The 14776-nt window shown below is 37.1% G+C and carries 8 protein-coding genes; all 8 read right to left on the bottom strand.

The genetic code is table 11. From position 1 onward, the window contains the following. Positions 1–30: 30 nt before the first annotated feature. Positions 31–396, bottom strand: a complete 366-nt coding sequence (locus GOQ16_RS04305) for a winged helix-turn-helix transcriptional regulator (protein ID WP_160068180.1) — start codon at positions 394–396, stop codon at positions 31–33. A gap of 81 nt (positions 397–477) precedes the next feature. Then, positions 478–1311, bottom strand: a complete 834-nt coding sequence (locus GOQ16_RS04310) for a sialate O-acetylesterase (protein WP_160068181.1) — start codon at positions 1309–1311, stop codon at positions 478–480. A gap of 105 nt (positions 1312–1416) precedes the next feature. Beyond that, complete coding sequence (locus GOQ16_RS04315; RefSeq protein ID WP_204987415.1) at positions 1417–3588, bottom strand: endo-1,4-beta-xylanase; 2172 nt, start codon at positions 3586–3588, stop codon at positions 1417–1419. Between the two features lie 32 nt (positions 3589–3620). Beyond that, positions 3621–4655: a DUF5627 domain-containing protein gene (locus tag GOQ16_RS04320; RefSeq protein ID WP_160068182.1), complete on the bottom strand. Its 1035-nt coding sequence runs from the start codon at positions 4653–4655 to the stop codon at positions 3621–3623. Positions 4656–4672: 17 nt separating this feature from the next. After that, positions 4673–6439, bottom strand: coding sequence for a RagB/SusD family nutrient uptake outer membrane protein (locus tag GOQ16_RS04325; protein WP_160068183.1), 1767 nt, complete (start codon positions 6437–6439; stop codon positions 4673–4675). A 22-nt stretch (positions 6440–6461) separates the two neighbouring features. Next, entirely contained in the window at positions 6462–9320 is a 2859-nt protein-coding gene (locus GOQ16_RS04330; protein ID WP_160068184.1) for a SusC/RagA family TonB-linked outer membrane protein, read from the bottom strand. Between the two features lie 36 nt (positions 9321–9356). Further along, positions 9357–11258 carry a RagB/SusD family nutrient uptake outer membrane protein gene (locus tag GOQ16_RS04335; RefSeq protein ID WP_160068185.1) on the bottom strand — a complete coding sequence of 634 codons (1902 nt, stop codon included), beginning with the start codon at positions 11256–11258 and terminating at the stop codon, positions 9357–9359. Between the two features lie 10 nt (positions 11259–11268). Continuing rightward, positions 11269–14325: a SusC/RagA family TonB-linked outer membrane protein gene (locus GOQ16_RS04340; RefSeq protein ID WP_160068186.1), complete on the bottom strand. Its 3057-nt coding sequence runs from the start codon at positions 14323–14325 to the stop codon at positions 11269–11271. Positions 14326–14776: the final 451 nt, after the last annotated feature.

Genomic DNA, 14776 nt, shown 5'->3' on the forward strand with positions numbered 1-14776 from the left:
CTAAGCGGTCTTTATGCAAATATGGACCGCTTATTTTTTGTCAAAAAGTGCAACACGATGCTCTTGTCCCCATTGTACAAGCATAGCGATGATTTGCTGTATTTTAGTACCGTAAGTGGTGATATCGTATCTGACCGTGACAGGTTTGGTATGTAATTCTTCTCTGGTTATGATTTTATTTATCTCTAATATCTTTAATTCAGTAGACAAGACTTTGGCAGACAAACCCGGTATATCACTTTGAATTTTACTAAAAGTGTTTACTTGATTTTGTCGTGAGATGAGATAATGAATGATTAGCAAAGTCCATTTGCCACCAATAATCTCCAAAGTATCTTGAAGAGCTAGTATGTCTGCGGTGCAGCCAGGAGGATCAGAGTGTGGTTTCGTTAGCATAGTAGTAAATGTACAAAATCACTTTGAATGCTATGCTCTGTAATAGCAAAATGTGGTCGGGGTAGGACCACATTTGCTTAACTAATACTTATGATATAAATTGAGAATAGTATTTGCGTAATTTTTGCCAAGTTGTCTATAACCAGCAGCACTGAAATGTAATCCATCAGGGACGCCTTCGCAATCTTTTGAAGTTACTACATGTGCATTAGGAATCGTCTGCGGTAAAGTTTGAATAATAGCATTCATACTTGCGCATTTTCCGCCTTGCTCGGCAGAAAGCATTTCGCCAGCAAGTATAGGCGTGTTTTCAGCTTTAAGATTAAGGTCATTTAGCAAATTGGTATACACTCTATTTACTTTGTTTGGCCAATCTTTGTCGCCTGTATTTGACTCACCTTGATGTAGCAGGATGCCTTTAATTACACCAGACTTTTGTGCTATTTTTGCCATTTGAACCAATCGCGCGTACGGATTATTATCATATGCCGCTAACATACCTTTCATCCAATTTGGAGCTTTTTCAACATACGTTGCTGTGCTATCCTTGTCAAATAGTTGGATATGGCAACCACCTACTGAAACATTGATAATACCAATTCGTACATTTTTGTCAGTGTTTTCAGCTAATGTTTTAGCGAAATAATCAGCTGGTGTCAGCCCCGTATGACAGCGTGTAAGTGGTGCCTGTGCTGTATACCATTCACCCTTTTTTCGGTTGAGATCTGGACAATCTACACTTTGTAGTAACATGACCCTTTTGTTTGTAACCGTATCTTGAGGCTCAAATTTACCATGCCCTTCCATATTGGATTGCCCAAAACACAGGTAAATATGGAAATCTTTGTCTTGACCAAAAGTGATACTACAATTTAGTACCAAAACAGTCAGAAAGCATATGTTCCTTATATTCATTAGGATAAAATTTTTATAGTTTAAATTTTTTTAAAAAAGGGAGGAGATTTAACTTACCTCCCTTTCCATGACTGGATAGGTCATTATATTTATCACAATTTATTTCTACTTCTGTTTTTCCAGAGCTTCTGAAATAGCTTTGTAAGCTGGTTTTCTCACGAATCCTTCCGTCCAGACACCAATAGGTTCGCCTCTTCTCCAGAATGAATACTCATTGTCAGGACTATCTAAAGGACTCCAAACTGTAATACCATATTGTTGTGCTTTAGGAATAATTTCGAAATACTTCTCAAATACGAACTTATACATGTCTGCTTGTCTTGCATACATTTCTGCCGTTGCTTGAGGTGTTTTAATGCCACTACCCATACCAATATCTAGCTCTGATACTTTAATTAATTTGCCAGTAGCAGCTAAAAGTTGGAACATATTTACAATGTTATCTTTATTGGTATTGATATCAATATGCATTTGCGTTCCAATTCCATCAACTTTAGCCCCTTTGCTCTCCACATATTTGACGTAGGCAATTAAACCTTTACATTTATCGCCACCGCCTTCTAGACCGTAATCGTTAATGAAGAGGATATCATTTGGATTACCATGCTTGCGCGCAAATTCTATTGCTTTCACTGCATAATCTTTGCCCATATAATCTTGCCAGTAGAATTCATCGGCCGCCATTTCGGCTTTTCCAATTCCTGTTTTTAGTGCATATTGATCTGGCCAATCCGACATCGGTTCATTAACGACATCCCAAGCTTTTACATAATCTTTAGTGGCTGTCATCATGCCTTCGATAAATTCTTCAAGAGCATTCGTTATGATTTCTTTTTTCTCTTCAGGTGTTTTTTCAATAACATTACCACCTAAACCGCCAAAGCCTTCACCATCAGCGGAAAGGGCACGTGATGAATTGTTACCCCATCCAATCCATCCATCAATTCCTGCTTCAAAATCAGAGTTTCCAATAAGATTAGTATTGCTTCCCGCTTTTACCAATTTGACGTTGTCAATAAATACTGTACCATCATATTGTCCAAAATTCAAAATAAGGCGGTTACGATTATCTGTAGTGGTAAGCTTTAATTCGTATTCCTTGTATTCTGTAGTCAATGAAATAGATCCAAAAGAATTACCCGAATAGTTTGCTGTTTTTTGTAAATCTGCACCAATCGAACCTGGTTTACTTCCTTTGGCAGCCAAAGTCAAGATATACTCTGTGTTATTTTCGGTTTCAGCAATATCATAAGCGGATTGTGCTTCCCAAGTGTTCACTACTGATGGGTTAGTCATCTTTAAAGCAAATCCTTTTTCAATTGGTGCACTACCTCCGCCACCATCTTCATTATATTTTTCGATTTTAAAATTGTCAAAATAGAAGGTTGTAGCTGTTTTACCCAAATTAAAAGCTATCGTAGTACAATTTTCTGTTTGATCGGAAATGATAACTTCTTTCTCGAATTTTACCCATTCATTGGTCGTTTTGAATGAACCAAAGAAATCATAATGTTTATAAGCGTATGGAACAGTATGCGCTTGAGAACCAAATTCTGCTGGAGCATCGGATTTGGCGTACATCGTGAATTTGTATTTCTCACCCACTTTTGTGGCTGCAGGAAATTTTATAAACAATTGTACATCCCAATCGTTCGTTCTGACTTCAGCATTTACTAGTTTTAAAGCACGACCTTCACCATCCACACCCTGCCCATCAGCAGTGAATGAAACAACCGCATTTGTATTAAACTCATAATTGCTATTGTCCGCTGTTTCAAAATTGTTAGATGTAATTGCATCCCAAGTTGGCCCACCCGATCCAGGAACTTTTATAGGAGCTATTAATTTATTCAGATACGCCGCATTTTGTCCAGAATGCCAAGTCAAGGTATGACCAAATAGGGAAATATTATTGTCTTTGAATGTTTGGATCAGCTTTTCGATCCGTGCAAAGTCCATAGTTCCATCGGCTTTAACGATGGAACTATGTTTCATTTCATACCCCATGACCATTTCGTTAAAATTGCGATTTACTAGCCTGTACATCACGCCTTTGTTAATATAGTCATCGATATTAAGTGCCACTCCTAATTTAAAATTTGGATTAGCGTTTTGATCGATATAAGATATCAATGGATCATAGGAATTAATATCTTCTTGTGCGATTATACTCTCGGGTTTTTCTGCAAAATAATCGAGAAACTCGGGTTTTGCACAAGAGGCAAGTAAGAAACTCACCATTAATCCATAACCTAATTTTGTATGTAATCGTTTCATAATTCTAATTGATTAATAATGTTAGAATATATTTAAGGTTTGGGTACTACGGAGAATGTTTCCATCTTTACACCTCTATCACGCATTACCAAGGTATCTTTTGAAGATACACTCATTTTTGCCATTTCAATCTGATATTCTAAATATAAGGCATCACGATCTGTATTTCCCCAACTGTTTTTTTCTCCTTTTTTAACAAAACTTCCTCTTCCAGTAGCTGTAACGCCAGATGAGGCAGAGCTGATAGTACAATTATTATTATTGTCAAATGCTAATAATAAATCAACGTAAATATTCGTTCCATCCTCTTCTTTGAAAATCACCGGAAGTTTAGCTGACTGACGAGAAACTGTTGCTACGTTTTTAATTTCGTCTTTTTCTACTAATGCATTTCTACGGCTGATAGTTTGATTTAAAGAGGTGTTACCATTTTTACCAACAATTATGTCTTGTCCTCGTCTGAGGTAATTACCATGCCAGGTATTGACGTATTTAATGGCATAAAAGATATAATCTTTAGGTTGAACTTCCCAATCATCTTCTACAGCTTTACGACCTAGACTACCTTCTTTTGGGGTACCAGATAATATAGAATCTGCATTTGTCACATTTGTCATACGTAAGGGTAATACATATGTAAGGTCTATTGATTTTGGATCGGCAAAGAATGCATCCGTCAATTGTACCTCTACACCGCCAGACGGTTTACCTTTAGGAATTACCATTTTGTTGGATGCTATTGTGTAGTAATTCGATGGAAGAGGAATTACATCACCACCTTCAAGTCTGTATTGCAAGTTTTGTGTTAAGGCATTATCAACAACAAAATCTATGATTACATCTTGTTTCGTACTATAAACGCCACCCGTTGTTGCCATGACATTGAATTTTCCTTCATTGTCCAATGATGTATCAAAAATATCTTCACCGAATGTAATTGTACGTATTGGATATTGGTAAGCAAAGTATACCGTCTGGTATTCGTAATCAGGAAATTCCCAATCTTGATTTTTGCAAGAACTGAATGCCATCAGTAGCAAAGCGAAAAATATATGTATTCTTTTCATAAAATCTAATTTGTATGTTACCATCCGTTATTTTGTTGCAGATTATTAAACTTCAAAAGTTCACTATATGGTATTGGGCCATATTGCATAAAAGGTTGGAATACTCTATTTTCAACGTCAATAATATTGTATGCAGTACCTGAAATACTCATACCTTTAGCAGCGATCGTTAAATTTTCATTCCATCTACGTATATCCCAGAATCTATACCCTTCAAAACATAGTTCCAATCTTCTTTCATTACGAATTAATTGACGCATTTGGTCTTTGTTATTTTTTATTTGTTCCAAGTACGGATCTCCATTGTTAGTCCCTACACCCGCACGTGTGCGGATAGCTTTGATAATATCATATGCGGAAAAGGTAAAAGAACCTCGTGCTGTTGGTCCCCAAGCTTCATTAGCAGCTTCGGCGTATGCTAGATAAATATCTGTCATACGTATACGAGGCGTCACATGGTATTGACCTGATATTGAAGATGGATTTAAATTGACATCTTGACGCAATAATTTACGCATGTAATATCCTGTACGCGTTGAAGTTTCGACCTTATTCAAACCATCGTTAGTAGGGCTTGTTGCGGAAGTATTTATTGCTGTATTATTAACTCCTGAAGTAGCACCGTTGATTAAGATGTAATTCTTTAGTCTAGGGTCACGGTTGTCATATGGACTGTTTGCATTATAATTACTAGCCGCATCATTTATAGGATAACCATTAGCCATAGGGAAAGCATCTACTAGATTCTGCGTTGGATTTATTCGTCCACGTCCAAAAAGCGTAGGAGGGAAGTGGTCAGCCTCTAATGAAGAAGAAAGACCGCCTCTGTCTACACGCCATAGAATCTCAGGGATATTCTGCCCTGTTTCCATTTGATTTACATTTGCAGGTAAGTAAAATAAAGCGCCTTGTGGATCTATTCCAGATACGCCACCCTTCTGTTGGATTACGTTTCCAGCATAATTTGCCGCTTGTTCCCATTTTGCATTATCACCAGTATTAAATGCTGGGCTGGCAGCCAATAATGCTGCTTTAGCACGAATTGCTTGACTAATGCGTTTGGTCATGCGCAATCTAAAATTCTGCCCAAATACATGGTTGTAATCTGTTACATTTGCACCCAATGATTGGTATTTGGATGGTATTTGATTCGCATTTGCAATGTCTTCAAAGTCCAGGGGAAGGAGTTCTTCTGCCTTATCTAAATCAGAGTAGATCTGCTGCATGCAGTCTTCAAAACTTGCTCTTGGCAAATTAAACTCGGAGTTCATTGTTTCATAATCTAACACAATAGGGACTCCTAATACTTCTCCGCTGGTAGTTTTACCACCATGAGCCTGTAAGAGATGATACATAAACAAAGCCCGTAATCCATAAGCTTCTCCTTTCATACGGTCATTGAACATCGAATTAAGCTGTCCAATTTTGGACCAAGTTACTTCATCAACAATCGATAAGAAATTATTTATGTACTGGATTGCTGAACGGCTATTTCTCCATTGCTCCAATGGATTATTCATAGCTGTCCACTGACCAGTTGCAATTTTTAAATAATTGCTATTACGGTCATTTGTTACAGCATCGTCTGTAGCGACATCATTGAACGACCAGCTATTGGTCGGAACGCGGTTATAGCCGTTGAGTAATAATCCCTGTGCATACAATGGTCTATCGTATACGGCGTCTATATCTAACATATTTTCAATGGCAGGTGTAAACATATCTTCACAGGACGTGAATGCGATAGTCGATGTAACACCTAATATGAATAGTAATTTTTTCATGTCTTTTCTATTAGTTATTTCCTTAGAATACTGCCTTAACGCCAAAGTTGAACATTCGTGTTTGTGGTGCACTACCGACAGATAATTGCATGATTTCTTTCTCCGGTGCAATGGTCAGGAGGTTAAAGCCATTTACGTAAGTTCCTAATTCACGTATGATTCCTTTTCCTAAGATTGCTTTTGGAAAATCATATGAGATTTGCACCTTACTCAAATCGAAGCGATTCGTCTTGTACATCCAGAAATCGGAACTTCTAAAATTATTGTCGCTATTTGTAGTAGTCAAACGCGGATACGTAGCCGTACTACTAGTTTCTGGTGTCCAACGATCACGAACAATTTCAGAGTATTTATCTTCACCATCAACCCAGAAATAAGAACTATTTCGCATCGCATACGCACCAGATCGACTTGTTGCTACAGCAAATAGGGTTAAATTTTTATATTTGGCTGTAAAGTTAAATCCTAAAGTAAAAGGTGCTCCAGCCCATCCTCCTTTGCCTAAGTAAATTTCATCGCGTGTATCAATTGTACCATCACCGTTTTGGTCGATATATTTAATATCACCTGGTTTTACCTCTCCAAATGCTGATGTTACTGAATTATCGATATCTGCTTGATCTTGATAAAACCCATTACTTTGAAGTCCCCATATAGCGTCTAGTGGTTTCCCTGTACGATTTTGGTATGCAAATTCATATACTTCATCACGTCTAGCAGCTTTTGTATCATAATACAATCCAGTGACCCCGAAGGATAGACTACCTTTGTTGAATGACTTATTAATGTTTAAACCAAAGTCTACACCTCTTCGCTCATCATTATTAAAATTCACAAAAGGTAAATCAGAATATACTGGCCAATAAGACATAAAGTACATTGGATAGATAGTACTTGCTTGTACTAATAGACCATTTGTTTGGTTATAGAAGTAAGTCGCGTTATAGCTAATTAAATTATTGAACATACTAGCTTCTAGTCCTAGACTGAATTCTCTTCGTTGCGGATAGCGCATTTCATCGTTGTTACCACGAATACGATCCAAAGAGTGGACTAGTTCACCATCGCGCCAGCTGTACCAAGCGGCATTTCGGTAAGTATAATAGCCTTGATACAAATAGTATTGTTCAATATCTAAGTCAGTATTCACCAAGCCTGCCGACGCTTTTAATCTAAGGTCATTAAAAACTCCACCTTTCATAAATTCTTCCTCGCTTAATCGCCACGCTAAGGAGAGTGTAGGAGAGAAGGCTTTACGTCTACCTTCTGGTAGTTTTGCGGAATGAGGCAATGCACTACTAAAGTCTGCGTAGTATTTATTATCGAAATTATAGCCTATATGTAATCCTAGGTTGGCATTACTTTGTTTGTGATATTCTGCCGAACGCCCAATTTGGAAAGCATTCGCTAAAAGAATTGCAGAAACGTTATGTTTGTCATTGAATGTTCGGAAATAATTTAATCGTGCATTCATGCCGATAGTTTGGCGATAAGTACTCCCTCCAATATTCTGTACGCCAGATTCACGGTCTTCACCATATTTAGTCAAGCTACTGATCAAATCTTCACCATTATAATTGTTCCAAGCAGCTTGAAAAACCGCATAGCTATTATTGTAAGATTGATTGTATTGGTTTTGGTAATCAATAGCTAATGCTGTTTGGAAAGTAAGTCCTTCGGTAATTCCACTTAAATCAAAATCTAATCCTGTATCGAATTGAAATTGTCTATTCAAATGACGACTATTACCTCCAGCATAAATTGTTGCAAATGCATTGGATTGATCTAATTGACTTCCTCCCAACAAATATTGACCATTGATTAAGAAGTTAGATGTATTCACATACACCCATGAGTTTTCGTCACCTTCTTCTAGGAAAGAAATAGGTATTAAAGGCGCAAAACGATGTGGTCTGCCAGTTGCTGCTGCTCCCCAATAATCCGTGTTTACACCTTTTTGGGTATAGAAACTTGCAGACGCGTTAACACTCAGAGAGAGAATGTTGTTCAGTTTAGCATCAATATTACCACGCATATTGAATCTATTTGACGTATTATTTTCTCTTGCTTCACCAAAATTTAATAGTGATCCAGCTGACCAAAATCCAAAATTGGTGTAATACTTCGTTTTTTCGCCACCACCAGAAACTTCAGCTGTAGCATCGTATCTGTTGTAACTATTTTTGATATAATCTGAAGAGTAGTAATCTACATTTGGATAACGGTAAGGATTTAAACCAGCAGAATGATGATATATGGTCTCATCCGAATAGAGATTAGGTAATCCGTCATTTCTACGTGCTTCATTATACAACGTCATATATTCCGCAGAACCTAGATATTTGGGGTAGCTGATCGGCGTATTGATTCCTGCATTGCTGCGTATATTAATCATTTGCCCATCATCTTTTCCACGTTTTGTAGTAATATAAATGACACCTTTGGCTGCTCTACTACCATATAAGGCTACTGCATTAATGCCTTTCATTACAGATATTTGTTCAATCTCCGTAGGCATTACATTATTTGCATCTCGCGGAAACCCATCTACTAATAATAAATAACCTCCTGTACCCCATATATTTCCATTGTATCCCGAAATAAATGACTCTAAATTATCTAAACTGTATGTGGTATAATTTCTATTTAATAAGTTTTCAAGATTTACTGCGTTTACTTCGCCCATTAAATCTTTTCTCTTTACTTTTCTGAAAGCAACTTGGATCAGTTCGGTACTATCTGTAAACAAACTATCCGTATGCTGGGAGGTAGAGAAAGAAATATTATTGGGTTGTGCGAATAGATATGAACCTGAAGATGCTGTGATCCCCATAGTCACTATACTAAAGCACATCGCTATTTTTATGTTTTTATACTTCATTGTCTTCATAATTTGATGAATTGATCATACATCTGATTACCAGCCTGGATTTTGACCAAACTCAGGATATAAACTCACATCCTTTACCTTCAATGGTAACCAATAGTGTTTGGTAGATAATTTGCGTTCAAGGATTTGAACTTCACGAAAATTTACTACGCGATTCTCATTAGGGTCATCATAATTGAATGTACCCGAACGGTCAAATTCTACGGATGTTTTAATCGTATATGGTCTTTCTATTAATAAAAGCCATCTTCTCAAATCATTGAATCGATGCCCTTCAAAAGCTAATTCTACGGCGCGTTCGCGTCTCAATTCATCTAAGAATGTAGATGCGGAGGTTTGGAATTTTTGATGTACAGGAGCAGCGCCAGCACGTTCACGGATCACATTTACTGCGTCAATGGCTGTTTTATTAAAATTTGAAGATTTACCTGTAATACTATTATTTGCCATCAAAGCTGATTCTGCATACATGAGGTATACGTCTGCTAATCGCATGTATGGTACGTAGATGTGCATATTATATCCCCAATCATATGCTTTATCAAATTTATTGGTTGCCAATGGTATAAATTTTCGAAGAGAATATCCGGAACGTGAACCATTCTGAACATTTCTATATGACCCACCCGTATACAATTGCGCATAGCGTCTAAGATCTTCGTGCATGTCCGTTTCTGTGATATTACCCGATATTACTTTTACCCCATCAAATAAAATATCAGTGTAAAATCGAGGATCTCTATTTTTCCATGGAAAATTAGGATCATAACCTGATTCCGGGTCTGCTTTGGTGATGTCTTTAATTGGTAGACCATTAGCCATACCATAATTAGCATGGACATAGTTTGCTGTAGGATTAAATTTAATCGCATCACCATCAGAGATTAATGACGGCATAAATTGCTTACTGGTACCATAATGGGTATCATTCCCACTAGAATAAGGGCCTCTAAATATGGCCTCCGTACCACCTGGTAACGCCCAGTTTTGGTTCATGGTGTAAAAATTATTGTGGATTTTATCAAATGTTAGTAATTGATACTGTGTTTGACCACCTTCCACGAGGGCTAATAGCTCACCAAAAGCATCTGCTGCTTTTTTACAATATTCCGCCTCATAATTTCTATTACCCGTGACGCTGTAATTCATCAATGGGCTACCTGCCCACAGGTAATTTTTGCCAAGATAAGCTAGAGCCATTATCTTATTGATACGTAATTGGTTTTTACCGAGTGTTCGTCTACCTGCAGCAGTGTTGTCCCAATTAATAGGTAATAAATCAGCCGCTTCGCGGAAATCAGCTGCAGCTAGGTCAGCACAATCATGATAATTAAGTCTAGGTAAGGTTAATTTCTCATCGTTTGGTAGTGCATAGTTTATATAAGGTATACCTCCAAAGTATTCCATCAATCGATGATGAAACCAACCTCTAAAGAATAATAACTGGCCTTTAATCAAATTGCGTTCTTCTTGGGTCGCATCCGTCATCTTATCAAAATTTTCCAATGCAAGGCTTATTTTACGAAGCCCATACCAAGCGGCATTCCATAAGTCTTTATTATGCCTTTGTCCATCGGAAGAAAAATCAGGCTGATCCATCCATCCAGCTCCCCAACCATCGTGTTCGGATTGCCATCCCCAAAAGTTACCATTATCTATTTTGTGAATAAAGTGATAATCTCCCGCTGTAGTGGTGATCTCATCTTCTCCCCAATTCCACGAATTTGTCCAGTAATTGTTCGAGAAATTCACAATACAGTGGTATAATTCTTCGGTGTAGCCTTGAAAATTAACAAAGTTTTTGAAGGCATCATCAGGTGAAATTATGGATTGTTCTTCTTTATCAAGATATTTCTCACAAGATACTAGAGAAGTAGCTCCCAGCACACCACAAGAAATAAGAACTTTTATATATTTAGCGTATTTCATGATTTTTCAATTAGAATGTAATGTTGGCACCCAAATTATAGCGTTTTACAGTAGGGTAAGCTCCTTGAGAAGCCCATCCTGTACCTGCATAGTTGGACTCTCTATCATCTGGCATTTTGGACCAAAGAATTAGATTGTGGCCGTTCAAGAAGAAACGAATGTGTTGTAATCCTAATCTACGTATGAATGGACTTTCAGTGTTTAGATTATAAGATATTTCAGCAGTTTTCAAACGTACATAAGAACCATCATGCATGAATCGATCTGCATTATTATATCCACTTACAATAGAAAGGAATCTTGGCATAGGAATGTCCGCATTTATATCATCTTTATTCCAATAAGAACCTTCATTATAAGCCAAGTTGAATTGTCGGCCAAAGCTCTCAAAAACCACTTGACGTGTCACATTATTGACGCCATACCATTGGGTCATTAAACTGAAGTTTTTATAATCAAATCCTACTGTAAGATTATAGGTATTCTGCGGCGTAGAAGGAAAAGCATAAGGGATATTATCTTTAGTATCTATTATACCGTCACCATTATAATCTACGATGTGGTAATTTCCAGGGACTTTGTTCTGATCATAAGTATCATGTGGTGTAGAAGAATATAACTCATCCCAAGTATTATAATATCCGGCATTCACATGTGTATAAGTTTGACTGATTTGTTTATTTTCTAGTTTTTGATATTCAGGTAGTAGGGCCTGGCTATCTCCTTCAATTACTTTATCCTTAGCATGTGTGAAATTCAAATCACCCCAAATTCTCCAGTTTTGATTAAGAGACTTGTTTGCTTTAATTTCTACCTCATATCCTTCATTTTCAACGATACCCAGATTGGCAACAGGTGCTGCTGTACCAAAATATTCAGGTATCGCTCTTCTGTTTCCAGGAATCAAAACATCTGTTCTTCTATCCTTGAAAATATTTACCTGACCAGTGATAACGTTATTAAATAAACCAAAATCTGCTCCAAAGTTGGTTTTTCTAACTTTTTCCCAACGTACATTTTCATTACCCAATACATTTTCTTTGAACCATACGTAGCTACTAAGTTCAGGATCTACTCCAACAACTCCCATTTTGGAAGTTCCACCCATAATCCATTGTGTCAAATAAAGCCATCTGCCTTCCACATTATCATCGCCAATATCACCTACAGAAGCTCTCAATTTCAACATATTTAATATTGGATTACCTTTTAAGAAGTTTTCTTCAGAAACTAACCAACCTATACCACCAGAATTGAAGAAACCAAATCTATTTTTCGGAGCGAATTTTTCTGATCCTGTGTAAGCACCATTGTACTCAATCATGTATTTGTTTTTGAAATTATAGGTGGTACGGAATACCCAGTCTTCACGAAAATATGGTTGTTCACTACCTGTTGCATATTGGTTACGGTTGAATAATCCCATTGCGGTGAAATTGTGATTTTCGGCTATGGTTTTTCTATAATCTAATTGCATCTGATAAAACAATCTGCGGTAGGTTTGCCAGTTATTTACACTTCCTGCAACGTGATCCCACTCAATACCTTCAACGAAATCAAATCCACTGTTATTTTGATTGAATTTATATCGTGCTAAACCAGTCTCTGGATCGATCCATTTATCTTGTGGATCATTGTATAAATCATTGACACCACGTCCAGACTCTACAAAGCTGTTGTCCATTGAAAAAGTACCTCTTGCGGTAAGTCCATCAATGAACATATCTAATTTTTGCTCCAATGTAAAATCAGATGTTATGCGGTTAGTAGTAGTATATTGAATACCTGAAACAGCTAATACTTTTGCTGAATTGATACCAGCTTGAGTATCATTTGGATAATAACCCCAAGTTCCATCAGAATATCGAGGATAAAATAAATCGGGAGCTACAGTATATGCTGCAATCCAAAAGGCATAGTCATTACCGCCACCCCAAGGGCTTTTGCGTACACCATGCGACCCTGCTAGGTTAGTAGAGAATTTGGTTGTAGGCGTCAATTGGAAGTCAAGATTCGATCTTACATTCAAACGATTAAAATTATATCCAGATTCGTAACCACGATTATTGTCATTGTGACGAAACATATCGCCTTCAAATAAGTAATCGGCACTTGCAAAGTATTTCACTTTTTTGGTACCGCCAGCAATGTTTATATTACTATTTTGCGATAAAGCGTATCCTTTGAACAACTCGTCAGCCCAGTTTATGTTAGGATAGCGTTCTCTCTCTTCTTGATTTGCTGGGTAACGGTATTTGTCTATAGTATTTTGAGGTTGATAATATGACCAGCTGTCTGGAGAAATGGCTAATTCTCGTTCCACTGCTAAATTACGCAACATCAAAGCGTCGTAAGAGTCCATTTTATTTGGCAGTTGGGAAACTGTTTTTGCAATGTTATTGACAGTACCACGAACTGAAGCGCGTCCTTCCCGTCCCCTTTTTGTTGTAATTAATATTACACCATTTGCACCACGTACACCATAGATAGCAGTAGCAGAAGCATCTTTCAGCACTGATACGGTTTCAATGGATCCGATGTCAACACTACTCATAGGACGTTCAACACCGTCAACCATTATCAATGGTTCGGTATTATTCCATGTACTACGGCCACGGATTACAATACGTGGATCTTCTTCACCAGGCATACCAGTACTTGCTGTAGTTACAACACCCGGTACATTACCTGTTAAAGCAGCACCTACACTTGAAACACCTCCTGCACGTTCTAAAACTTTTCCAGATGTTTGCGCTACAGCGCCGACAACAGTTTCTTTTTTTTGTGTTCCATATCCAACAACAACTGTTTCTTCGATTTCAATTTCAATTGATTTCAGAAGTACTTCAATATTTGTTTGGTTTTGCACATTTACTTCCACTGTTTCGTGGCCGACCTTTCTTATAACTAGAATGTTATTGTTTTGGGGCACTTGAATGGAGAATTTTCCTTGAGCATCAGTGGTTACCTGTGTGCTGGTGCTTTTTACAGTTATAGAAGCCCCACTTACAGGTTCACTGTTTTGGTCCTGGACAATCCCTTGCACTCTTTTTGTCGTCTGTGCCATACTTGTTGTTGGTAGACTAAGAGTTAGGAATAGGAAAAATGCAAAGGATAAAATAATTCCCCAAAGTTTTTTCCAATGCCTAATGAGTGTGATGGTAGATTTTAGCATCATAGCATTTCTTAAGTTTAAAATTAATTGGTTATAATTCTTAGGTAGCTTATTTATAAAACTTAAGCTTTATAAATAAAATGTATACTACTATTAATAATTGAATTTTGGTTAATAGAATACGAGTTTTTTTTCATAAATACTGTCTAATACTGGTTATGTATTGCATACATGAGTTAGCATGATATACTTGTACTCAGTTTTTGCAATGAATATTGAATGTTAATTTGGTATTATCTGTTTATAATTGTAGTATCAAAGCTACATGATGTTGCATTTTATAAGTAGCAAGAATGTCAAAATGAATGATAAGAATGTCTAAATTGCTTATTCTTTATTTTAA

This window comes from Sphingobacterium bovisgrunnientis (assembly GCF_009829085.1).
GTDB lineage: Bacteria > Bacteroidota > Bacteroidia > Sphingobacteriales > Sphingobacteriaceae > Sphingobacterium > Sphingobacterium bovisgrunnientis.